This window comes from Thioalkalivibrio sp. ALE28 (assembly GCF_000377425.1).
In the GTDB taxonomy this organism is placed as follows: Bacteria; Pseudomonadota; Gammaproteobacteria; order Ectothiorhodospirales; family Ectothiorhodospiraceae; genus Thioalkalivibrio.
Genome location: NZ_KB898105.1, coordinates 19,568 through 42,647 on the forward strand (window position 1 = coordinate 19,568; position 23,080 = coordinate 42,647).

Here is a 23,080-nt window from a genome sequence, read left to right on the forward strand (position 1 = left end):
ATCAGCGGCCCGGCTGATCGCCCCAGAGGAGCTTGTGCAGCTGAACCTGGAAGCGTACCGGCACACGTTCGGCCACGATCCAGTCAGCCAGGGTCCGCGGCTCCAGTTCGCCGAACACGGGCGAGAACAGGACCTCGACCTCCGGGTCCAGCCCCAGGCGCTCGAGCTCGGCCCGGGCCCAGTCAAAGTCTGTGCGCCCGGCCAGCACGAACTTCAGCTGGTCCCCGGCCTTCAGCCGCGGAATGTTATCGGGGAGGTTGCGTTCGGCCTCCTTCGAGCCCGGCGCCTTCCAGTCCATCACGATGGCGACCCGGGGGTCGACACCGGCGATGTCCATCGCCCCGCTGGTCTCCAGCGACACCGTGAACCCGGCGTCGCATAGTGCCTCCAGTAGCGGCAGGCAGCCCGGCTGGGCCAGGGGTTCACCACCGGTCACGCAGACATGCCGCACCCCGGTGCGCCCGACCCAGTCGAGGACCGTCGGCAACATCAGCGCCTCGCCGCCCTCGAAGGCGTATTCGCTGTCGCACCAGCGGCAGCGTAGCGGGCAACCGGTCAGGCGCACGAAGGCTGTGGGCCAGCCGACCTGCGCCGCCTCGCCCTGCAGCGAGACAAACATCTCGCTGATCCGCAGCCGCACCGACGCCGGGTCGACGACCCCCGAGCCACGGGCGTCACGCAACGGGGCGGTGGTCATTGGGCGCGATCGATCCGCTGCAGGCGTTCGCGGGCCAGGCGGTCCAGTGTCGTACCGCCATAGTCGGCACGCACTGCCTCCAGGGCCTCGCGGGCCGCATCGAAGTCCTCCAGCTCGTAGTGGGAGTACCCGATCTTCAGCAGGGCATCCCCACTCTTGTCGCTTTCGGGGAAATCCTCGCGCAGGCGCTGGAAGTCCTCGAGCGCCGCCTCGAATTCGCCGCTGGCGTACTTCGCCTCCGCCAGCCAGTACCACGCATTCGCGGTAAAGCTCCCCTCGGGGTAATCCTCGATGAAACGCTCCAGCTTGCGCATGGCGGTGGCGTAATCACCGGCCATCAGATCGTCAAAGGCCTCCTGATAGGCGGCCTGCTCGTCGGCCTCAGGCAGATCCAGCTCGACCACCTCCTCGCGCGGGGTTGCGTCCGGCACCGGGGCCCCACCCTCGACGGCGGCCACGCGCTCGTCCAGGTGGCGGAACTGGTCGCGCTGACGGGTACTGAGGCGGTTCACCTCGTGGCGCAGGGTCTCCACCTCCCCGCGCAGTTCGCGCAGGTCCCGGTTCAGCGACTCGGAAACCTGCAGCAGCTCGTTCATCGCGCTGGAGTCCAGCACGCGTTCGATACGGTCCAGGCGCCGATCCAGCTGGCGGATCTGCGACTGGGTCGCGAACACGGTGTCGTCCTGCGCCCCGGCGGTCCCCGGCATCAGAGCCAGCGGGGTCAGGACAAAGGCCGCGGCCAGCATGGCCGCCAGGAACGGCCCCGGGCGCGCCGGGTTCCGAAACAGAAATGCCCCCGAGGGGGCATCTCCGCAAGACGTCCTGAACATCGATCGCATCTGGCTTCCCGGGTTTACCTACCCTGACTCAGCGCCGGGATTCGTAGACGAGCTCGACCCGGCGGTTCTTGGCCCAGGCCTCCTCGTTCTGCTGGAAGGCCACCGGCATCTCCTCACCATAACTGATGACCTCGAGCTGGTCATCCGAGGCGCCGTTCAGATTCAGCACCCGCCGCACGGACTGCGCACGGCGTTCGCCCAGGGCCAGGTTGTATTCGCGGGTGCCGCGCTCATCCGTATGCCCCTCCAGGCGCATGCGCGCGCCGGGGTTCTCCGCCAGGTAGGCCGCGTGGGCCTCCAGCATCGGCATGAATTCGGATTTCACCTCGTCACGGTCGAAGTCGAAGTAGACCAGGCGCTCGGCCAGCGGACTGTCCGGGTCGTCCAGGGCGGCGGCATCGAACTCCCGGTCGCGACCGATACCACGGGCCTCGGCGGCCTCGCGTTCGGCCCGCTCCTGCTCGGCGGCACGTTCGCGCTCGGCGGCACGCTCGGCATCCTCGGCATCGCGGGTCGGAGTGGCACAAGCCGACAGGGCCGCGATCACCACGGCGGCAAGGGTCAGACGAAACGCGTTGTTCATGGTGTTGGTTCCTCGAAAGAAGGTGACAGTCAAAGGGTCCGAAAATCAGTTCAGGGGTGACCAGGCCGGCTCGCGCACCTCGCCTTCACGGGCGGCCAGACGCTGGTGCACCTGGCCGTCGCGGCTGACGGAACCGAGCACGCCCCGCCCCCCGTCGGTCATGGCATACAGGATCATGCTGCCATTGGGGGCAAAGCTTGGCGACTCTGCATCGCGTCCGTCCGTGAGGCGCGTCACACGGCGGTCATCCAGATCGAGTCGGGCCAGCTGAAATCCGCCGTCACCCCCATGGACATACACCAGCGACCGCCCGTCCGGCGAGATGGTAGCGGCGGCCGCGTAGCCGCTCTCGAAGGTCAGACGCCGCGCATTCCCGCCGCCGGCTGGCTGGGCATAGATCTGCGGGGCCCCCGCCCGGTCGGAGGTGAAATAGATCGTCTCGCCGTCCGGCGACCAGACCGGCTCGGTCTCGATCGCGCTGGAACGCGTCAGCTGCCGCAGATCCCCGGAGGCCAGGTCCATCACATAGATGTTCGGCGAGCCGTCGCGCGACAGGCTCAGCGCCAGCTGGCGACCGTCCGGCGACCAGGCCGGGGCACTATTGATCCCGGTGAAGCTGGCGATACGCGAGCGCTCGCCGGTCTCCACATTCTGGCGAAAGACCTCGGAACGGCGGTTCTCGAACGAGACGTAGACCAGCTCGCGGCCATCCGGGGACCAGTCCGGCGACATGATCGGATCCTCGGAGCGGAACAGGGTGCGCGGATTGGCTCCGTCGGAATCGGCCACCTCCAGCCGGAAGGTGCGCGAGTCGTTCTGGCGCTCGACACTGACGAACGCGATACGCGCGCTGAAGGCGCCCGGGTCGCCGGTGATCTGTTCGTAGACGATGTCCGATACGCGGTGGGCGCCCCTCCGGAGCATGTCCGCCGGCACCGGGATGCGCCAGCCACCCAGGCGCTCCTCCGCCAGCACGTCGAACACGTGGAACTCCACGATCACGTTGTCCCCGTCCGGGCGCTTGGAGCCCACCACCAGGTACTCCATGCCGGCGTCGGCCCAGGGCTGCGCGATGAAGTCGGCCGGGCCCGAGGGGGCCCGCGGCAGCCCCTCGCGCTCAACGTCGAACAGACCGCTACGGGTCAGATTCGCGGCCAGGATTCGCCCCACATCCTCGTCCGGGCGGCCCTCACCCTCCCAGGTGAACGGTGCGACCGCGACCGGAATGGCCCCGGTCACACCCTCGGTCACGGTCACTTCCAGCACCGCGTGAGCCTGCGCCGACCACAGCAGCGCCAGCCCCAGCAGCATCGCGTGAATCATTCGTTGCATGGTGTTCCTCGTGGCCCGGTTGGGAGCGGGCCGGTCAGTCGGGCTCGAAACGGATGCGCACCCCGCCGCGCACGGCATCCGCGTCGGGCGGACGCGGCAGCGAGGACAAACGGTCCATGGTCTGGCGGACCGATTCGCAGAAGGCGGACCCGCCCGAGCAGCTCTCGATATCGAAATTGATGATACGCCCGGTCTCGTTGACACGCACGAGAACAATGGCACGGTCCGACGCATCCAGGCCCGAGGGCTGGCGCCAGCGCCGCTGCACCACCGACTGCACCTGGGCACGCCATTCGTTCAGCTCCTGATCCAGCTGCGCCTGGCGCTCGGCGGCCTCGCGTTGCGCCTGTGCCTCGGCCAGACGTTCGCGCTCGCGCTCCATCGCCTCGCGCCGGCGCTGCTCTTCCAGTTCACGCTCCTGCTCGGCGCGACGCTCGGCCTCCTCCCGCTCGCGGCGTTCGGCCTCCTCGCGTTCGCGCCGCTCCGCCTCTTCCCGCGCCTGGCGCTCCGCCTCCTCGCGCTCCCGCCGCTCGGCTTCCTCGCGTTCGCGCGCCTCCTCGGCCTCACGCCGCGCCTGTTCCGCGGCCTCGCGTTCCTGGCGGATGCGCTCGCGCTCGGCCTCGGCCTCCTCGCGCGCGCGTTGGCGTTCTTCCTCCGCCTCGCGGCGCGCCTGCTCGGCCTCCTCCAGCGCCTGCTGGCGCGCGCGCTCGGCTTCCTCGCGGCGGCGCTGTTCCTCGGCCTGGCGACGTTCCTCCTCGCGCCGGGCCTGCTCCTCGGCACGGCGGCGTTCCTCCTCGGCGCGCAGCTGCTCGGCGACCTGCTCCTGTTCGGCCACCTCGCGCTGGTGCTCGACACGATCGAAGGTCTCGGCATCCACCGCGACCGCGTCGATCACCTCGATATCCTCCTGCACCGCGATCTCCACCGCCGCCCGGGTCGAGGTCGGCGACATCAGGCTCACGTTCAGCAGCAACGCCGCGAACAGCACCCCGTGCAGGATCAGGACGAGGAGCAGGCTGAGGGGGTGACGGCGCAGGAGCTCGAACACGGCGTGTGGCTCAGTCCTGGTTGTTACGTGGCGGTTCGGTGATCAAGCCGACACGACCGCCCCCGGCGCGCTGGAGGGCGACCATTGCATCGATCACCCGGCCGTAGTCCACGTTGCGGTCCCCGCGCACGAAGGTCTGGGTGCCCGGATTCTCGGCGAGGAACTCGCGCACGATCTCGGTCATCTCCTGCGGCGCCAGCGGCTCGTTCACGTACGGGCCCTGGTTCAGGCTCATGGCCCCGGAGGCATCCACGGTGACTACCAGCGGCTCGGCTGCGGACGGATCCTCGTCCATGGCCTCGGCGTCGGCCTCCGGCAGATCGACCTCCACGCCCTGCTGCAGCATGGGGGCGGTGATCATGAAGATGATCAGCAGGACCAGCATCACGTCGATGAACGGCACGACGTTGATCTGCGACATGGGCCGCCGCAGGCGGCGGCTGTTGCGACGCGACTCGGCCATGGTTCAGGCCGGCGCCCCGGCGGCGCCCTCGGCCGGCTTGCCCGCGCCCTGGCGGTTCAGCAGGGCCACGAACTCGTCGCTGAAGTTCTCCAGGCGCGAGGCCACGCGATCGACGTCCCCGGCAAAGCGGTTGTAGGCGATGACCGCCGGGATGGCCGCGAACAGGCCCAGCGCGGTCGCGATCAGCGCCTCGGCGATCCCCGGAGCGACCATGGCGAGTGTGGCCTGCTGCACCCCGGAGAGCCCGAGAAATGCATGCATGATGCCCCACACGGTCCCGAACAGGCCGATGTACGGGCTGGTGGAGCCAACCGTGGCCAGGAATTGCAGGTAGCGCTCCATCTCGTCGGTCTCGCGGGCGATGGCCACGCGCATCGCGCGATGGGCCGGCTCGCCGGCCACCATGCCGTGCTGGCGGGCACGCAGGAATTCCTTGAAGCCGGAGGAGAACACGTGCTCCATGCCGGACATCTCGGACTTGCGGCGTACGCCCTCGTACAGGTGCGAGAGGTCCGCACCCGACCAGAACCGTTCCTCGAACTCGTCGCTGGCCCGCTGGGCCGCGTTCAGCGAGCGCGCCTTGATGATGATCACCAGCCAGGAGAGTACCGAGGCGATCACCAGGATCACCATGACCAGCTGCACGATCAGACTGGCGTCCATGATCAGCTGGTACATCGAAAAGTCCACTGTCACTTGTCCATCTCCCGTTATGCCGTTGTTCCGTCCGCCGCCCGCATCGCGCGCGCCACTTCATCGGGGATCGCCACCGGCGCCTGCCGGGCCATATCGACACAGGCAATGGCGACCTCGCCGGTTGCCAGCGCCGTCGCCTCGCGCTGCACGACCTGCGCGAACTCCACGCTGGCGCGACGCATGCGCGTGACCCGGCAGGTGACCGTCAGGGCCTCGTTGAAATGCGCGGGACGCTGCATCTCCACAGCCAGACGCCGCACGGCGAACACAATTCCATACTCGGACCGCAGCCGGTCCTGCTCGAAGCCGAGGGCACGCAGCCATTCGGTACGCGCGCGCTCCATGAATTTCAGGTAATTGGCGTGATAGACCACGCCGCCGGCGTCGGTATCCTCGTAGTACACCCGCACCGGCCACTCGAATGCTGCGGTCATGGCTGGCGCGGGCCCTCCGCCGCGGGCGTCAGCAGATCGCCCTCGTCCATCCGGGTCAGGCCGAACATCGCCAGGGTACGCCGGGTCGCCTGGCGCCCGCGCGGAGTGCGCTGCAGGTAGCCCTGCTGAATCAGGAAGGGCTCGACCACATCCTCCAGCGTGCCACGGTCCTCGTTCATCGCCGTGGCCAGGCTCTCGACCCCGACCGGGCCACCGTCGAACTTCTCCACCAGCACCTCCAGCAGGCGACGGTCCTGGGCATCCAGCCCGGAGGCATCGATCGCCAGCAGGTCGAGCGCCTGCGCCGCCACGTTGTGGGTCACCACGCCATCGGCCCGGACCTGGGCGAAATCCCGTACCCGCCGCAGCAGGCGGTTGGCCAGCCGCGGCGTGCCGCGGCCCCGGCGGGCGATCTCCGCGGCCCCCTCGGCCTCGATCCCCACGCCCAGCAAACCGGCCGCGCGATCCACAATATGCGCGAGATCGGTGACAGTGTAATGATCGAGACGCTGCACGATACCGAACCGGTCACGTAACGGGGCCGAAAGCAGCCCCGCGCGGGTGGTCGCGCCCACCAGCGTGAACGGCGGCAGGTCCACCTTGATCGAGCGCGCCGCCGGGCCCTCGCCGATCACGATGTCCAGCTGGCCGTCCTCCAGGGCCGGATACAGCACCTCTTCCACCACCGTCGGCAGGCGGTGGATCTCGTCGACGAACAGGACATCGCGCGGCTCCAGGGCCGTCAGGATGGCGGCCAGGTCACCGGCGCGTTCCAGTACCGGACCAGAGGTCTGGCGCAGGCCTACGCCGAGTTCGTTGGCGACGATGTGCGCCAGCGTGGTCTTGCCCAGCCCGGGCGGGCCGGCGACCAGGGTGTGATCCAGGGCCTCGTCGCGCCGGCGGGCGGCCTCGATGAACAGCCCCAGCTGCTCGACTACGCGGGGCTGGCCGGTGTAGTCCGCGAGCCGCTTCGGGCGCAGGCTGACCTCGGCCCGCTCTTCCTCGGACCGACTCTGCATATCCACCAGACGTGATTCCATAGCCCCGCAGTATGCATCGCCACCGGTGCCGTTTACAGGGCCGTCCGGCGGGTTTTCGGATTCGCGTGCGTTCGAGCGTTCCCGCCCGTAGCGCCGTCAGGCGCCGGGGAGATCGCGGGCGTAGACCAGGAACACCCCGTGCCCGCCCGCCTCGAACTCCAGCCAGATCAGCGGCAGGTCCGGGAAGGCCGCCTCCACCGCGGCCTGACTGTTGCCGACCTCGACGATCAGCACGCCGTCTTCCGTCAGGTGTTCGCGGGCCCCGTCCAGGATGCGGCGCACGATATCCAGTCCGTCGCCGCCGGCGGCCAGCCCCAGCGCGGGTTCGTGACGGTATTCGTCCGGCAGGGCCGCCATGTCCTCGGCATCCACGTATGGGGGGTTGGACACAATCAGCTCGTAGCGATCCCCGGGTTCCAGCCCGTCGAACACGTCGGACTGCACAGCGCGCACCTGATCGCCCACCCGGTGGCGCTCGATGTTGATCCCCGCCACCGCCAGCGCATCCGTCGACACATCCGCCAGATCCACCCGCGCCTGCGGCAGCGCCAGGGCCATTGCAATCCCGATACACCCGCCCCCGGTGCACAGATCCAGCGCGCGGGTCACGCCATCGGGGTCGACCCAGGGCTCGAAGCCTGCGGCAATCAGCTCGGCCAGCGGCGAGCGCGGCACCAGCACGCGCTCGTCGACATAGAACGGCAACCCGGCGAACCAGGCCTCGCGGGTCAGATAGGCCGCGGGCTTGCGCGTGGCGACCCGCTCGCGCAGCACCGCGACCACCCGCGTGCGCTCGACCTCGCTCAGGCGCGCATCCCACCAGGACTCGGGAAGATCCAGCGGCAGATGCAGGGTGTGCAGTACCAGCCAGGCGGCCTCGTCGAAGGCGTTGTCGGTGCCATGCCCGAAGCTCAGGCCGGCGCCGCGAAACTGACTGGCGCCGAAGCGAATGAAGTCGCGCAGGCTGCGCAATCCGGTGGTCGAATCCATGCCCGGTCTTTCCGTTACGTGCGAGGGCGGTCATCATACCGTCTCGAACCCGGCCTGTACGCCACCCATCCCGTCGGACATCACATGAGCAAGATCGACCCCTGGCTGGCGCGTCTGTCGCACCTGCTGCCCCAGCACGCCCTTTCGCGCGGCGTGCACTGGCTGGCGCGCATCGAGTCGCCGCGCCTGCAGCCCCTGCTGCGCGCCTTCGTGCGCCGCTTCGGCCTGAACCTGGACGAGGCCGCCGAGCCAGACCTCGCGGCCTATGCCAGTTTCAACGCACTGTTCACTCGGGCCCTGCGCGAGGATGCGCGGCCGCTGGAGGGGGACGCCAACACGGTGGTCAGCCCGGCCGATTCGCGCGTCAGCGCGGCCGGGCGCATCGAGGCCGGCCAGATCTTCCAGGCCAAGGGCCATCACTACACCGTGCGCGAGCTGCTGGGTGGCGAGGACGATCTGGCGGAGGCCTTCCGCCACGGACACTTCGTCACCCTGTATCTGTCACCGCGCCACTACCACCGGCTGCACATGCCGCTGACCGGCACCCTGACCCACATGATCCATGTGCCCGGGCGGCTGTTCTCGGTGGCCCCGCGCATCGTGCGCCACGTACCCCGGCTGTACGCCCGCAACGAGCGGGTCGTGGCCTGCTTCGACACGCCTGTTGGCCCGATGGCCATGGCCCTGATCGGTGCCCAGAACGTCGGTTCCATCGAGACCGTCTGGGCCGGCGAGGTCACCCCGCCGCGGGGGCGCGAGATCAGCGTAAGCGAGTATCCGGACCGCGATATCACCCTGGAACGCGGGGCCGAGATGGGCCGCTTCAACCTCGGGTCCTCGGTGGTGCTGCTCCTGCCGGACCACCCGCTGAAGCTCGCCGACCACCTGACGCCCGAGACCGAGGTCCAGGTCCGCTCCGCACTCGGCCAGTTCTACTGACTTTTTTCACCACGAAGCACACGAAGGCACGAAGAAGGGCCAGGTCAAGGGCGGTTAACAGGAAGATGGGAAGACTAGAAGTAAAAACGATCAGTTAGATGGACTCGGGGGGTAGCCGGCCATCGAGGGCTATTAACTGCATCGCCCGGATCAGCCTTATCTTGCCTTTCTTCCGATCTTCCCGCCTTCCTGTCCGCTCCAAGCCCTTGACCTTCTTCGTGCCTTCGTGCGCTTCGTGGTGGATACAGAAGCTCAGGCGTGGGCGCGGGTCCCGGCGGGCGGGTTGAAGTAGGCGGCCTTCCAGCTTTCGTAGTCGGCGACGAGTTGCTCGACGTCGGCGGCATCGAACGGGCGCAGGCCGCTCAGCACCAGGTGCTTGCTGCCGTCGGCGACTACGGACTGATCGATCACCAGCTCGTAGTCCAGGCGGATCTCGCCGCGCTTGCCGTTGACGGTCATCACCGCATCCTTCAGGCGCGGCTCCGGCACCCCGGCGCTGGCGGCCAGCGGCTCGGGCAGGCGGAAGCCCATGCGCTCGTACATCACCAGCGGGCGCTTCGGGTTCACCATCACGCCGTGCTCCTCCATCAGCGGCACCAGCACATGCGGGAAGTTCTGCCCGGAGAAGCTCACATAACTGCGGATCAGGGATTCGATCGCGTTGGGCTCATCAATCACCGCGCCGGAGCGCTCGACCTCGATCACGCTCTTGCCGTGATCATCGGTGATCGCGAATGCCGCGCCCGGGGCCTCCGGGAACACCAGGGGCACGTTCCCGCCCACCATGCCGGTGAAGCGAAAGTGCATGTTCGCGCTGGCGCCGTAGGTATCCAGCACCAGCGCGAACAGCAGATCGCCCGGCACGCAGAAGCGCCGGTTGTCGGCATCGTGGATCGGATTGAAATCGCCGGCGAGCGTCTTGGCAAAGTCACTGCCCTGCTCCGGGGTCACGACAAGTTGACCGTCGCGATGGCGGTAGAAATCCTCAAGGAAGCTTTTGTCGGTCACGCGGTCTCCCCGAAATCGTATTGCGGCGTGGTTTTTCGCACCACTATAGCCCGAAATGCCCCTCAATGGCCTTGATAAAGGCATCGCCATAGCGCTCCAGCTTGTGCTGGCCGACCCCGGAGATCCCGGCCATCTCGTCACGGCTGCGCGGGGCGGCCGCGACCATCTCCAGCAGTGTGGCATCGCTGAAGATCACGTAGGGCGGCACCCCCTGGTCGCGCGCGAGGTCGGTGCGCAATGCGCGCAGGGCCTCCCACAGCGCGCGGTCCTCGCTGTCCATCGCCGCCACACTGCGGGCGGTGTCGCGGCGGGCCGGGCGGGCCGTGCGCGCCTCGCGTTCCGGGCGCGCCAACTCTTCGCGCAGGTGGATCGACTCCTCGCCGCGCAGCACCGGGCGACAGGCCGGGTCCAGCTTCAGCCCGCCGTAGCCCTCCTCGTCCAGGCGCAACAGGCCGCGGGCGAGCAGCTGACGCACCACGCCGCGCCACTGTGCCTTGTCCAGTTCCTTGCCGATCCCGAAGGTGCTCAGGCGGTCGTGACCCAGGCGGCTCAGGCGTTCGCTCGCGGAGCCGCGCAGCACGTCGATCACGTGCCCCGCGCCGAAGCGCTCGCCGGTGCGGTAGATGCAGGACAGGAGCTTCTGCACCGGGACACTGGCATCCCAGGTGGCCGGCGGCTGCATGCAGTTGTCGCAGGTCCCGCAGGGCTCGGGCATGCGCTCGTCGAAGTAGGCAAGCAGGGCCTGGCGCCGGCAACTGGTGATCTCGCAGAACCCGAGCATCGCCTCCAGCTTTTGCTGCTCGATGCGCTGGCGCTCGGCGCCGGCCTGCGAGCCCTCCAGCATCTGGCGCAGGGTCACGACATCCTGCAGGCCATAGACCATCCAGGCATTCGCGGGCAGGCCGTCGCGCCCGGCGCGGCCGGTCTCCTGGTAGTAGCCCTCCAGGCTCTTGGGCAGGTTCAGGTGAGCCACGAAGCGCACGTTCGGCTTGTCGATACCCATACCGAAGGCGATGGTCGCCACCATCACCACGCCCTCCTCGCGCAGGAATCGGGTCTGGTTAGCCGCGCGGGTCGCCGCCGGCAGACCCGCGTGATAGGGCAGCGCGGTAATGCCCTGCTCCGCCAGCCACTCGGCCACGGCCTCGACCTTCTTGCGCGACAGGCAGTAGACGATGCCGGCCTCGCCCGCGTGTTCCTCGCGGATGAAGCGCAGCAGCCGATCGCGTGCGGAACCGCCGCGCCCCCCGTCGGCCTGGGCGATGCGGTAGCGGATATTGGGGCGATCGAAGGAGCTGACAAAGGCACGGGCCTGCTCCAGGCGCAGCCGCTCGCGGATCTCCTGGCGGGTGGGGCCGTCCGCCGTCGCGGTCAGGGCGAGGCGCGGCACCTGCGGGAAGCGTTCGGCCAGCACCGCCAGCTGGCTGTACTCCGGGCGGAAGTCATGCCCCCATTGCGAGACGCAGTGGGCCTCGTCGATGGCGAACAGCGCCAGTTCGATACCCTCCAGGCGCTCCAGCATGCCCGCGGCGAACAGGCGCTCCGGCGACATGTACAGCAGATCCAGTTCGCCCGCGTGCAGCGCGGCCAGAACGGAGCGGGCCTCGTCCGCCTTCTGGCCGGAATCCAGACTGGCCGCCGCCACGCCGTTCTGGCGCAGGGCCGCCACCTGATCCTGCATCAGCGCGATCAGCGGCGAGATCACGATGCCGCACCCGGGCCGCGCCAGCGCGGGGATCTGGTAGCACAGCGACTTGCCGCCGCCGGTGGGCATCAGCACCACGGCGTCGCCACCCGCGGTCACATGCTCGACGATGGCTTGTTGCTGACCGCGAAATTCCGTGTAGCCGAAGGTCTCGCGCAGGATCTCCAGTGGCGCCGCCGCCGGAGCGCTTCCCTGCGCTTCTCCAGCTGCAAGACCCGAGGGTTCCAATGGACGTACTCCAGACGGGAAGACAAGCCACGAAGACTGCCGAATGCCCGCCACCGCTGCAAGCCACCAGCGCCACAACCGCCCCGCGCCGGCCGCAATCCCTCCCGGTGCGCAGTCGCCCGCCGTGACCCGCCGCGATAAACTCCCCACCTGAATACCAAAATCCAGGACGCCCGATGCCGACAAACGCCCGCCTCCTGCCCGCCGCCTTGCTGGCCCTGTTCGCGTTGACCGCCTGTTCCGACGCCCCGGAACCGGACACCGCCGCCGAGGCGCCTGCGCAGGCATCCAGCGAAGACTCGAGCGCGGCCTCCGGCTCCACCGCGCAGCTCGACTACAGCCTGCCGCCAGAGGACTTCGCCGCCGACCCCGAGGCCGGGCGCTCGCTGTTCCGCGCCAACTGCATGCAGTGCCACGGCGAGGACGCCCGCGGCACCGACCAGGGCCCGCCGCTGATCCACCGCATCTACGAGCCTTCGCACCACCCGGACATCACCTTCCATCGCGCCGTGGCCCTGGGCGTGCACGCGCACCACTGGGACTTTGGCGACATGCCGCCGGTGGCCGGGGTCACCGGTGAGGAGACCGCCCATATCATCGCCTGGATCCGCCAGGAACAGCGCGCCGTCGGCATCGACTGAACACAACCCGTACATGACAGATCCACGCACGGAGGCGATCCGCGGCACGGTTCACGCCTACCTGGACGCCTGGCTGCGCCAGCGCGATCTCGCGGCCCTGCTGCGCTTTCACACCCCTGGGGTCAGCGGCTTTGGCACCGGTGCCGACGAGGCCGCCTTCAACCCCGAAGAGGTTGAGCGCATCGCCGGGCGCGACATCGAACAGGTACCGGAGCCCTTCGACTTCGCGATCCACCGCGAGGAGATCCGACTGCTGACGGATGACGTGGCGCTGATCATGCTGATCTTCGACATGATCCTGGATACCCGCGGGCAGCGGGTCCGACTGAACGGCCTGCGGGCCAGCCTGGTGCTGCACGCGACCGCCGACGGCTGGCGCCTGGAGCACCTGCATGGCTCCTTCCCCGCGAGCGTCCATGGAGACGACGAACCCTACCCGGTGAAGGAGCTGGAGGAGCGCGCACAGGTGCTCGAACGCCTGGTACGGGAACGCACGCACTCCCTGGAGGCCGCCCAGCAACACCTGGAACACCTCGCCACCACCGACCCGCTGACCGGATTGAACAACCGCATGAAGGCCAGCGAGGCCCTGGCCGAAGAGATCCTGAGGGCCGAGCGTCACGCGAGCCCGCTCAGCGTAATCCTGCTGGACCTTGATCACTTCAAGCCGATCAACGACACCCTGGGACACGGCCGCGGCGACGCGGTACTGACCGCGGTCGGGCAGCTGATAACGGGCCGCATCCGCGCCACCGATCGGGCCGCGCGCTGGGGTGGCGAGGAGTTCCTCATTCTCTGCCCGCAAGATGACATCGCCGCCACAGCCCGGCTGGCCGAGGACCTGCGCCACTGCCTGGAGACCCACGACTTCCAGACCGGACAGCCACTGACCGCCAGCTTCGGCGTCGCCCAGCTGAAGCCAGGCGAGAGCGCGGAATCCCTGGTGGACCGGGCCGACCGCGCCCTGTACGCGGCCAAGCACGCCGGGCGCAACCGGGTACAGGGCGCGTGAAATCAATCCGGCCCCGGGGGCGTCCCGTCCATGAACCGCAGGAACGCATTCACCCCGATCGGCAAAAGGAGCCTTGCCATGTGCACGAAGAGACTGACCCTCGCCACCCTTCTGGGCCTTCTGGCCCTGCCCGCTCAGGCAAACCCGGTCGACATGCTGGAGGCCCAGCTGCATGCCAGCGGCCCGAACCAGTGGCGGGTCGCCGTCACCGTGGAGCATCCCGATACCGGCTGGGATCACTATGCCGATGCCTGGCGTGTGCTGGACGCCGATGGGAACGTCCTCGGTGAACGCATCCTGCACCACCCGCATGTCAACGAGCAGCCGTTTACCCGCAGCCTGCGCCGGCTGTCGATCCCCGATGACACGCGCTTCCTGCAGATCGAGGCCCGCTGCTCGCAGGACGGCTGGAGTCACCAGCGCCTGCGGACCGACCTCGAACAGGACCAGGGCGAGGGCTTCCGCATCCACCGGTGAGATGCGCGGCCGGGCCGCACCGGGCCGGGGAGCCGCCACGGAACGCGCGCCCATGTGCGTACCCGGCGGGGACCTCCTAGGGAGACGCTGATTTAATCGCACGTCCGCGCTCGAGTCGCTTTTGCGTGCGAACAAGGCGCGGTGACTGCCGTGCAGTCATTCTGCACAAGGGAACCGCAACGCCGTTCCCGCGCCCGTTTTTGATCAACAACGGGCGGCCGATCCCCTGCTTTCAATGGCTTGTGGGGTTGTTGCCCCCTGTTCCCCGATCCTGCGTTGCGCCCCGAATCCATCAGAAACGGGCGGGTAGAACCACTACCCGCTGCACGACGCGCCTTGTCTCGGAAAACAGGGGGCACCAACGCGGACGTGCGTTTATATCAGCGTCTCCCTAAAGTAGGCAGCCTACCCAGCCCCGGATTCCTCCATGCGCGGTCACTCCAGCGTGCACGATGCGCCCGACGACGCGATCAACTGGCGCATCGTTCGCTCCCTGTTCCCCTATCTCGCGGAGTTCCGCGGCCGGCTGTTCCTGGCCCTGGGCCTGATGGGCCTGGCCAAGCTGGCGACCGTGCTGGTCCCGCTGGCGCTGAAGTACATCGTCGACCACTTCGAGGACGGCGGCACCGAGGCGCTGGTCGCAGTCCCGGTGGCCCTGGTGATCGCCTACGGCCTGCTGCGCTTCGGCAGTACCCTGTTCGGCGAGCTGCGCGACGCGGTCTTTGTGCGCGTGGCCGAACGGGCCATGCGGCGCGCGGCCCTGCGGGTATTCGAGCACCTCCACCGGCTCGAGCTGAGCTTCCACCTGGCGCGCGAGACCGGTGGCCTGGCACGCGACATCGAGCGCGGCACCAGCGGCATCAGCTTCCTGCTGCGTTTCATGGTGTTCAACATCCTGCCGACCATCATCGAGATCGCGCTGGTCGCGGTGATCCTGCTGGTGGCGGTCGGTCCGGTCTTCACCGTCACCGTGATCCTCGCGGTGGCCGCCTACATCGCCTGGTCGGTATGGATTACCGAGTGGCGTACCCGCTTCGTGCGCGAGGCCAACCAGCGCGACAACGAGTCCAACACCCGCGCGATCGACTCGCTGCTGAACTACGAGACGGTGAAGTACTTCGGCAACGAGGGCTTCGAGGCCCGGCGCTACGACGAAGGCCTGGCCACCTGGGAGCAGGCGCGCACCAAGAACGTGCTGTCGCTGGTATTGCTGAACTCCGGCCAGGCCCTGATCATCGCCGCCGCGATCACCGTGATGATGCTGCTGGCCGCCAGCCGGGTGGCCTCGGGGCAGATGTCACTGGGCGATCTGGTGATGGTCAATGCCTACATGATCCAGCTGTTCATGCCGCTGAACTTCCTCGGCTTCGTCTACCGCGAGATCCGGCAGTCGCTGGCGAACATCGAGCGCCTGTTTGGCCTGCTGGAAAAACCGGTACAGGTCGAGGACCGGCCAGGCGCGCCGGATCTCGACGTCGCGGAGGGGCATGTGCGCTTCGAGCAGGTTGCCTTCCACTACCAGCCGGAGCGCCCGATCCTCGAGGACGTATCACTGGAAATCCCGGCCGGGCACAAGCTGGCGGTCGTCGGGCCCAGCGGGGCCGGCAAGTCCACGCTCGCTCGCCTGCTGTTCCGGTTCTTCGACGTGACGGACGGGCGCATCACTATCGACGGCCAGGATATCCGCGAGGTAACCCAGCAAAGCCTGCGCCGAGCGATCGGCGTGGTCCCGCAGGATACCGTGCTGTTCAACGCGAGCATTCGCTACAACATCGCCTATGGTGATCCGGAGGCCTCCGAGGAGGCCATCCGGCGCGCGGTGCGTCTGGCGCACCTGGACGATTTCATCCAGCGCCTGCCCGACGGCCTGGATACGGTCGTCGGCGAACGCGGCCTCAAGGTCTCCGGCGGCGAGAAGCAACGCATCGCCATCGCCCGCATGCTGCTGAAGGACCCGCCGATCCTGGTCTTCGACGAGGCCACCTCGTCCCTGGACTCGGGCTCGGAGAAGGCGATCCTGCAGGCGCTGAACGAGGTCTCGGCGCGGCGCACCACGCTGGTCATCGCACATCGCCTGTCGACCGTGAAGGATGCCGAGCAGATCGTGGTCCTCGATCAGGGACGCGTGGTCGAACGCGGCACCCACCGCGAACTCCTCGCGGCGGGCGGCGCCTACGCCCGCCTGTGGCAACACCAGCAGGAACACGAACCCGCGCCCGTCGATCCGAGCCCGAATGCCGGGGCCTGAACCCTTTTATTCACCACGAAGCACACGAAGGCACGAAGGAATTCAAGGGCGGTTAACAGGAAGGTACGAAGACGGGAAGATGAACAGGGTGCGTCTCCCAGAGCCCCTGATGCCCGGGCGCGCGGATGTGGCCAGCCGGTGCCCGGCGTCCCAACCAAAAATCCTTCCGACCTTCCCGTCTTCCTGTCCGCTTTTATGCCATTGACCTGGCCCTTCTTCGTGCCTTCGTGTGCTTCGTGGTGAACAAAAAGCCCTTGGCAATCAGTCGGGGGCGACGCGGCCGCGCAGGGCCTTCTTGCGGCCGCGGTGGGTCTTGCCCTCCAGGCGGCGCAGCTTGGAGGCGCGCGTGGGGCGCGTCGGCTTGCGCGCCTTGATCGGGCGACCCACCTCGCGCAGCAGCTCCGCCAGGCGCTCCAGCGCATCCTCGCGGTTGGCTTCCTGGGTGCGGTACTGCTGCGCCTTGAGGACGACCACGCCGTCCTTGGTGATGCGCTGGTCATGGCGGCGCAGCAGGCGCTCCTTGTAGACGTCGGGCAGGCTGGAGGCGCGGATATCGAAGCGCAGATGAATGGCCGAGGCCACCTTGTTCACGTTCTGCCCGCCAGCCCCCTGGGCACGGATCGCGGTCAGCTCGATCTCGTGCTCGGGGACGCTCACGCTGTTGGAAATGCGCAGCATCGGGGAATCAGCGGAAATCGCCGTCATGGATGCGGCCATCCGCGTCCAGTTCGGCGAAGAAGCGGCTGTTATCCGTGCGGTATTCCTGGGTCACGATGTCGCCGGGCAGCACCAGCATCACGTCGGGGTAGACGCGCTCGAACTCCTCGGGCGTCGGCCGACTCTCGAGGAAGTGCAGGAACGGGTTCATCTGCTCGACCGTACCCGGTCGCGGCTCGGGTCCATCGCCCCGGGTCTCGGTCTTGTGCACCGCACAGCCGCCAACCACCAGCGCCACAGCCACGCCAATCACAGACAAGAATCGAAACGCCACATTCTCCTCCTGCACCACACAATTGCACCGTCATTGCGAGGCGTCGCAGACGCCGTGGCAATCGCCTCAAGCTGGCATCAAGCCCGGGGCCGCTGATTTCGGATGGAGTTCGCCACGTCGCTTCGCTCCTCGCGATGGCGGTTCGAGTGCACCCCGGAGCGGCGATCTACTCCGTCGGCTGGCCGTGCTCGCGGGTCGCCTCGAAGCGGATCTCCGGCCATTTTTCCATCGCCATCTGCAGGTTCACCCGGGTCGGGGCGATATAGACCAGATCGCCGCCGTGGTCGATCGCCAAGTTCGCCGCGGCCTTCTCCTTGAACTCCTCGAGTTTCTTCGGGTCGTCGCATTCGACCCAGCGCGCGGTCTGGACGTTCACGTTCTCGAACTGCGCCTCGACCTTGTACTCGGTGCGCAGGCGCTCGGCGACCACGTCGAACTGCAGCACGCCGACCGCGCCCAGGATCAGGTCGTTGTTGGTCAGCGGGCGGTAGAGCTGGGTCGCACCCTCCTCGCACAACTCCTGCAGGCCCTTGGCGAGCTGCTTCATCTTCAGCGGGTCCTTCAGCTGCGCGCGCCGGAACAGCTCCGGGGCGAAGTTGGGCACGCCGGTGAAGGTCAGGTCCTCGCCCTGGGTGAAGGTATCCCCGATGCGGATGGTGCCGTGGTTGTGAATGCCGATGATGTCGCCCGGATACGCGGTCTCGACATGTTCGCGGTCGGAGGCCAGGAAGGTCAGCGCATCCGGGATCTTCACGTCGCGCCCGATCCGCACGTGACGCAGCTTCGCGCCCTTGTCGAAGGTGCCGGAACAGATGCGCATGAAGGCGATGCGGTCACGGTGATTCGGATCCATGTTCGCCTGGATCTTGAACACGAAGCCGGTGAACTTCTCCTCGGTCGGCTCGACCTTGCGCGAGTGCGTCGGGCGCGGCAGCGGGCCCGGGGCGTACTCGACGAAATCGTCCAGCAACTCCTCGATGCCGAAGTTGTTGATCGCGGAGCCGAAGAACACCGGGGTCTGCTCGCCGCGCAGGTAGGCGTCCGCGTCGAACGCGTGCGAGGCGCCCTGCACCAGCTCGAGCTCCTCGCGCAGCTCCTGCGCCTGATCGCCCAGCACCTCGTCCAGGCGCGGATTGTCCAGGCCCTCGATGATCTCGCCGGTGGACTTCTTCCCGCCCTGCTCGGGATCGTACAGGTGCACCGCATCGCGACGGATATGGTAGACGCCACGGAAGCGCTTGCCGGAGCCGATCGGCCAGGTGACCGGGGCGCACTCGATCTTCAGTACCTCCTCGACCTCGTCGAGCAGCTCGATCGGGTCGCGGCCCTCGCGGTCCATCTTGTTGACGAAGGTCATGATCGGCGTGTCGCGCAGCCGGCAGACCTCCATCAGCTTGATGGTGCGTTCTTCCACGCCCTTGGCCGCGTCGATCACCATCAACGCGGAGTCCACCGCGGTCAGCGTGCGGTAGGTGTCCTCGGAGAAGTCCGCGTGCCCGGGGGTGTCCAGCAGGTTCACCATGCGCCCCTTGTACGGGTACTGCATCACGGACGAGGTGACCGAGATCCCGCGCGACTTCTCCATCTCCATCCAGTCGGAGGTGGCATGGCGCGACGACTTGCGCCCCTTGACCGTACCGGCGAGCTGGATCGCACCGCCGTACAGCAGGAGCTTTTCGGTCATGGTGGTCTTGCCGGCGTCCGGGTGCGAGATGATCGCGAAGGTCCGGCGTCGGCGGGTTTCCTCGATAAAGGACATGCATTCGGGCCGCTGGGAACAGCCCGCAAGTTTAACGCGAAATCGGGGCTCCGGTTCAGCCGGATGCCCCCGAAACGCAAACGGCCCCGGAAGCCGGGGCCGTTGTGCAACCCCACACTGGCCGCTGCGGGCTCAGCGTGCGGCGGCCGCCTGGATCGCCGCGTTCTGCTCCTCCAGACGCCCGCGCGCGGTCACCAGGTCGCGGTTGTTCATGCGGGCCTCGAGCGTAGCAATGCGCTCTTCGTCCTGGGCCAGGCTGTACCAGACATGCGCCTGCACCAGGTCACGCTCGACCCCGCGGCCGTTCTGGTGCAGCCGGCCCAGCCCGATCTGGGCATGCCGGTAGCCCTGTTCCGCCGCGGCGGTGTACCAGCGGGCGGCGGCGGCCGCATCGCGCGTGGTGCCCTGGCCGTTCTCGTGCAGCAACCCGACGTAGTACTGGGCGGCGGGCAGCCCCTGATCCGCGGCCCGGGTCAGCCATTCGAGACCGGCGGCCGGGTCCTGTTCGCCATTGGCCAGGTGGCTCCCCAGCCAGTACTGGGCATCGGCATGTCCCAGTTCGGCGGCGCGGGTGTAGTGCTCGCGGCTGCGCTCGGGGTCCGCCGGGGCGCCCTTGCCGGCCGCCAGGAGATAGCCCAGGTAGTAGTGGGCCCCGGCGTGGTCGGCATCCGCTGCGCGGGCGAACCAGCGCACGGCCTGGTCGTGGTCCACTGGCGTACCCCGCCCGGAGTAGTTGGCCATACCCACGTCGAACATCGCCGCGGTATTGCCCTTCTGCGCGTTGCTTTCGCGGATCTCGTACCAGACCTCCAGCAGTTCCTGCTGGCGCTCGGCCTCGTCATAACCAAAGGACTGCTGGGCCTGAACGGCCCCGGCGGACAGCGCCAGTGGCAGGGCCAGAGGGAGCGAAACGAACAGTGCGCGCAGGGATCGGGACATGGGTTACCTCATCCGGTGTCGGGGCGAATACCGGTTTTGATCATAGTCCGGGGGGCGGGCCGTCACAACGCGGGGGTGGCAGGACGAGAACCGATGACGGCAAAACGGGCGCACATCACGCAAAGGTCACCCGGGACTGTGACCGGTTTCACGCCGCCAGCGGAACCCGTCAGGCCCCGGCCGGGGCGTTGCAGCGACGTGTCAGAACCCAGGCATCCTCGCGGCCGCTGGGTAGCGGGTAGTAGCGCGGGCGGGTGCCGACATGCTCGAAGCCCTCCGAACGGTAGAGCTGGACCGCGGCCACGTTCGACGGACGGACCTCCAGAAAGAGCGCCTCGGCCTCCTGCTCACAGGCATAGTCGAACAAGCGCCGCACCATGAACCGGCCCAGCCCGTTGCCCTGCCAGCGCGGGTCCACCGTCAGGTTCAGCAGGTGGGCCTCGCCCGCGGCCACGCTCAGCACGGTGTGGCCCACCTGGCGGCCATCCACCTCGAGCACCCAGCAGTCATAGCCCACACGGATGCAGTCCTCGAAGATGCGGGCGGTCCACGGGTAGTCATAGGCCTCGCGTTCCACGCGCATCACCCCCTCCACATCCGCCGTCTGCATACGGCGCAACTCGGGCTGGACGCGGGGTTCGGCACTCATGTCGCAGCTTCCTCCTGAACGGGGTGAACGAAGGGGATACGGGGCGCTTCCGGGAGTTCCGAGCCCGGGAATGCTGCCCGGGTTCCCATCTCCACAACGGGAATCGGGTTACTCCAGGAAGGCCCGGGCGCGCTGCAGGTCCTGCCAGGCCTTGCCCTTGTCTCCCGGCTTTCGCAGCAGGTAGGCCGGGTGATAGGTCACCACCAGCGGCACGCCCTGATAGCGGTGCTGCGCCCCGCGCAGGCGTCCCAGGGGCTCCTCCGATGCCAGCAGGCTCTGGGCCGCGATCCGTCCCAGGGCGACAATGACCTGGGGCTGGATCAGGGCGATCTGGCGATCGAGGTAGGCGCGGCAGGCCGCCGATTCCTCCGGTTTCGGGTCGCGGTTTCCGGGGGGCCGGCACTTCAGAACGTTGGCAATGAAGACATCGTGGCCCCGCTCCAGCCCCAGCGCCCGCAGCATGTTGTCCAGCAGCTGTCCGGCACGGCCGACGAAGGGTTCCCCCCGCCGGTCCTCCTCCGCGCCGGGGGCCTCGCCAATGAACAGCCAGCGGGCGCGCGGATCGCCCACCCCGAACACGGTCTGCGTACGTTCGCGCGCCAGCTCGGCACAGGCCTGGCAGTCACGCACGCGTGTCTGGAGGGCCTCCAAGTCCAGGGTCGCGACGGCGGCGTCCTGCCCCCCGCCACCCGCATCCGCCGCCCCGGACGGCACCTCGGCGGCCGGGGCCAGCGGTTCGCCCGGCGGCGCTTCGATCGCCGGGGCGGCCGCGACCCGCGACCGCCACACCGGGATACCCATATCCGCGAGGATGCGGCGCTGGCGCACCGACAGCGACACGCGACTACTCCCCCGAGGGCGCCCGGCGACGATGCCGGCGCCAGCGCTCCAGGGTCAGCAGCGGACCGGACAGGGCATAGATCACGAAGCCCGCGAGGAGGACCTTGGGCGGATCCAGGGCCAGCAGCATCAGCGCGACCACCACGCCGACGATCGCCAGGAAGGGCACCCGGTGCTTGAAGTCCATGTCCTTGAAGCTGAAGTAGGTCAGGTTACTGACCATTGCCGCCCCGGACAGCACGGTAACCACCAGGATGCCGACCACGTACGGATCGGCCAGCTCGGCGGGGATGCCCCAATCCTCCAGCACCCAGACCATACCGACCAGGATCGCGGCACTGGCGGGGCTTGGCAGGCCCTGGAAGAAGCGCTTGTCGCTGACCGCGAGGCGGCTGTTGAAGCGCGCCAGGCGCAGCGCGGCGGCGGTGGTAAAGAAGAACGCCGCCACCCAGCCGAAGTTGCCCAGGTCATGCAGTTGCCACAGGTAGACGATCAGCGCCGGCGCAACACCGAACGAGACGAGATCCGACAGCGAATCGTACTGCGCGCCGAACTCGCTCTGGGTGTCGGTCATGCGCGCGACGCGCCCGTCCAGGGTGTCCAGCACCATGGCCACGAAGACCGCGATGGCAGCGGTGATGTATTCGCCGTTGATCGCCGAGACGATGGCGAAGAAGCCGGAGAAGAGCACCCCCGTGGTGAACAGGTTGGGCAGCAGGAACACGCCGCGCCGGCGCCGACGATGCGGGGGCTGGTCGTCGGCGATGGTGTCCTCGCCCTCGATGTAGTCGGGTTCCGCGCGCCGGTCGCCTTCGTCGCCTGTACTCATTGCAGCATCTCCACGGCCCCCTCGGCGTCCCCGGTCGATTCGGACTCCGGCAGCCCGCCCAGCAGGGCGGAACCAGCCAGCACCCGCTGCCCCGGCTCGACCATCACCTGCGACCCGGCCGGCAGCCACACCTCGAAGGTACCACCAAAGCCGGCGAACCCCATGCGCTTGCCGCGCCCCAGACGATTGCCCGGGACGTTGTTCTGCATGCGGATCATCCGCGGCCAGTGATCGACACTGAGGGCCAGGGTCAGCCGCGTGCCCTCGTCGGTCTCCAGCGCGTAGGCCAGGCGGCCCTCCAGTTGCGCATCCGGGGCTTCGTCGGTTTCCTTGCCCGGCCAGACCCGTTCGCGGATCTCGGCCTCCTGCGGAGCATGCACGTTGTACTCGCCCAGCCGCCGCTGGCGCAGGCGGATGCAGACCGCCGGCTTCTTCGTGAACGGGTCGCGGGCCTCGGCGACCGATTCGATGGTGCCATCAGCCGGGGCGATTACGCCCAGGGCCGGCGCCGGGGCCTTGCGCCGCAGGTCACGGAACACCGCCATCAGGAACACGGTGAGGATCACCATGAACAGGCCCAGCTCCGCCTCCCCGACCAGCAACGTGATAACCGCCATCCACGCGGCGATGATCACGAACAGGCGGCCTTCAGGGGCTAGCGGAAACAGCATCGGGCGCTCGGCAGGAATGAAG

25 protein-coding genes are annotated in these 23,080 nt (G+C 68.2%); 5 read left to right on the forward strand and 20 right to left on the reverse strand.

Annotated features, from left to right (window positions below; translation table 11 throughout):
• Position 1: 1 nt before the first annotated feature.
• From queE to prmB, 10 genes are all read right to left on the reverse strand, one after another.
• Positions 2-697, reverse strand: a complete 696-nt coding sequence (gene queE / locus D105_RS0111635) for a 7-carboxy-7-deazaguanine synthase QueE (protein WP_018878518.1) — start codon at positions 695-697, stop codon at positions 2-4.
• A complete protein-coding gene (gene ybgF / locus D105_RS0111640) occupies positions 694-1,443 on the reverse strand; it encodes a tol-pal system protein YbgF (RefSeq protein ID WP_018867502.1) in 750 nt (249 codons plus the stop codon). The genes queE and ybgF overlap by 4 nt, the downstream gene beginning before the upstream one ends.
• 121 nt (positions 1,444-1,564) lie before the next feature.
• Positions 1,565-2,119 (reverse strand): peptidoglycan-associated lipoprotein Pal, encoded by a 555-nt coding sequence (gene pal / locus D105_RS0111645; protein ID WP_018867503.1) that lies wholly within the window; start codon positions 2,117-2,119, stop codon positions 1,565-1,567.
• Positions 2,120-2,164: 45 nt separating this feature from the next.
• Positions 2,165-3,451 (reverse strand): Tol-Pal system beta propeller repeat protein TolB, encoded by a 1,287-nt coding sequence (gene tolB / locus D105_RS0111650; RefSeq protein WP_038032937.1) that lies wholly within the window; start codon positions 3,449-3,451, stop codon positions 2,165-2,167.
• Between the two features lie 34 nt (positions 3,452-3,485).
• Entirely contained in the window at positions 3,486-4,499 is a 1,014-nt protein-coding gene (gene tolA, locus D105_RS0111655; protein WP_018876942.1) for a cell envelope integrity protein TolA, read from the reverse strand.
• A 10-nt stretch (positions 4,500-4,509) separates the two neighbouring features.
• Positions 4,510-4,962 (reverse strand): protein TolR, encoded by a 453-nt coding sequence (tolR, locus tag D105_RS0111660; protein WP_017940849.1) that lies wholly within the window; start codon positions 4,960-4,962, stop codon positions 4,510-4,512.
• Between the two features lie 3 nt (positions 4,963-4,965).
• A complete protein-coding gene (gene tolQ, locus D105_RS0111665) occupies positions 4,966-5,640 on the reverse strand; it encodes a protein TolQ (RefSeq protein ID WP_018867507.1) in 675 nt (224 codons plus the stop codon).
• Positions 5,641-5,672: 32 nt separating this feature from the next.
• On the reverse strand, positions 5,673-6,092 hold the full coding sequence (gene ybgC / locus D105_RS0111670; RefSeq protein WP_018878520.1) for a tol-pal system-associated acyl-CoA thioesterase: 420 nt from the start codon (positions 6,090-6,092) through the stop codon (positions 5,673-5,675).
• Positions 6,089-7,132 (reverse strand): Holliday junction branch migration DNA helicase RuvB, encoded by a 1,044-nt coding sequence (gene ruvB / locus D105_RS0111675; protein ID WP_018867509.1) that lies wholly within the window; start codon positions 7,130-7,132, stop codon positions 6,089-6,091. The genes ybgC and ruvB overlap by 4 nt, the downstream gene beginning before the upstream one ends.
• 96 nt (positions 7,133-7,228) lie before the next feature.
• Entirely contained in the window at positions 7,229-8,122 is an 894-nt protein-coding gene (prmB, locus tag D105_RS0111680) for a 50S ribosomal protein L3 N(5)-glutamine methyltransferase (RefSeq protein ID WP_018878522.1), read from the reverse strand.
• Between the two features lie 84 nt (positions 8,123-8,206).
• Here prmB and asd point away from each other — a divergent pair, with 84 nt between their 5' ends.
• Positions 8,207-9,061, forward strand: a complete 855-nt coding sequence (gene asd / locus D105_RS0111685) for an archaetidylserine decarboxylase (RefSeq protein ID WP_018878523.1) — start codon at positions 8,207-8,209, stop codon at positions 9,059-9,061.
• A 252-nt stretch (positions 9,062-9,313) separates the two neighbouring features.
• Here the strand turns inward: asd and D105_RS0111690 are convergent, their stop codons facing one another.
• Positions 9,314-10,069 carry a DUF3581 family protein gene (locus D105_RS0111690; protein WP_018878524.1) on the reverse strand — a complete coding sequence of 252 codons (756 nt, stop codon included), beginning with the start codon at positions 10,067-10,069 and terminating at the stop codon, positions 9,314-9,316.
• Positions 10,070-10,112: 43 nt separating this feature from the next.
• Entirely contained in the window at positions 10,113-12,002 is a 1,890-nt protein-coding gene (recQ, locus tag D105_RS0111695; RefSeq protein WP_018878525.1) for a DNA helicase RecQ, read from the reverse strand.
• A 176-nt stretch (positions 12,003-12,178) separates the two neighbouring features.
• Here recQ and D105_RS0111700 point away from each other — a divergent pair, with 176 nt between their 5' ends.
• The 4 genes from D105_RS0111700 (at position 12,179) to D105_RS0111715 (ending at position 16,380) form a co-directional block, all read left to right on the forward strand.
• Positions 12,179-12,643 carry a c-type cytochrome gene (locus D105_RS0111700; protein WP_018867514.1) on the forward strand — a complete coding sequence of 155 codons (465 nt, stop codon included), beginning with the start codon at positions 12,179-12,181 and terminating at the stop codon, positions 12,641-12,643.
• 13 nt (positions 12,644-12,656) lie between these two features.
• Positions 12,657-13,655 (forward strand): diguanylate cyclase, encoded by a 999-nt coding sequence (locus tag D105_RS0111705; RefSeq protein WP_018867515.1) that lies wholly within the window; start codon positions 12,657-12,659, stop codon positions 13,653-13,655.
• Between the two features lie 78 nt (positions 13,656-13,733).
• The gene (locus tag D105_RS0111710; RefSeq protein ID WP_018878526.1) at positions 13,734-14,132 is read left to right on the forward strand and encodes a hypothetical protein; all 399 of its coding nucleotides are present in this window, start codon (positions 13,734-13,736) and stop codon (positions 14,130-14,132) included.
• 427 nt (positions 14,133-14,559) lie between these two features.
• A complete protein-coding gene (locus D105_RS0111715; RefSeq protein ID WP_018878527.1) occupies positions 14,560-16,380 on the forward strand; it encodes an ABC transporter ATP-binding protein/permease in 1,821 nt (606 codons plus the stop codon).
• Between the two features lie 261 nt (positions 16,381-16,641).
• Here D105_RS0111715 and arfB read toward each other — a convergent pair whose 3' ends face one another.
• The 8 genes from arfB to D105_RS0111755 form a co-directional block, all read right to left on the reverse strand.
• A complete protein-coding gene (gene arfB / locus D105_RS0111720; protein ID WP_018878528.1) occupies positions 16,642-17,058 on the reverse strand; it encodes an alternative ribosome rescue aminoacyl-tRNA hydrolase ArfB in 417 nt (138 codons plus the stop codon).
• A gap of 7 nt (positions 17,059-17,065) precedes the next feature.
• Positions 17,066-17,371: a hypothetical protein gene (locus D105_RS0111725; RefSeq protein WP_026280478.1), complete on the reverse strand. Its 306-nt coding sequence runs from the start codon at positions 17,369-17,371 to the stop codon at positions 17,066-17,068.
• Positions 17,372-17,537: 166 nt separating this feature from the next.
• A complete protein-coding gene (locus tag D105_RS0111730; RefSeq protein ID WP_018878530.1) occupies positions 17,538-19,130 on the reverse strand; it encodes a peptide chain release factor 3 in 1,593 nt (530 codons plus the stop codon).
• 132 nt (positions 19,131-19,262) lie between these two features.
• A complete protein-coding gene (locus tag D105_RS0111735) occupies positions 19,263-20,069 on the reverse strand; it encodes a tetratricopeptide repeat protein (protein WP_018867521.1) in 807 nt (268 codons plus the stop codon).
• A 169-nt stretch (positions 20,070-20,238) separates the two neighbouring features.
• Complete coding sequence (gene rimI, locus D105_RS0111740) at positions 20,239-20,718, reverse strand: ribosomal protein S18-alanine N-acetyltransferase (RefSeq protein ID WP_018878531.1); 480 nt, start codon at positions 20,716-20,718, stop codon at positions 20,239-20,241.
• Positions 20,719-20,826: 108 nt separating this feature from the next.
• Complete coding sequence (locus D105_RS0111745) at positions 20,827-21,558, reverse strand: uracil-DNA glycosylase family protein (RefSeq protein ID WP_018878532.1); 732 nt, start codon at positions 21,556-21,558, stop codon at positions 20,827-20,829.
• A 4-nt stretch (positions 21,559-21,562) separates the two neighbouring features.
• Positions 21,563-22,387 (reverse strand): CDP-diacylglycerol--serine O-phosphatidyltransferase, encoded by an 825-nt coding sequence (gene pssA, locus D105_RS0111750; protein WP_018867524.1) that lies wholly within the window; start codon positions 22,385-22,387, stop codon positions 21,563-21,565.
• A complete protein-coding gene (locus tag D105_RS0111755) occupies positions 22,384-23,058 on the reverse strand; it encodes a phosphatidylserine decarboxylase (RefSeq protein WP_018867525.1) in 675 nt (224 codons plus the stop codon). The genes pssA and D105_RS0111755 overlap by 4 nt, the downstream gene beginning before the upstream one ends.
• Positions 23,059-23,080: the final 22 nt, after the last annotated feature.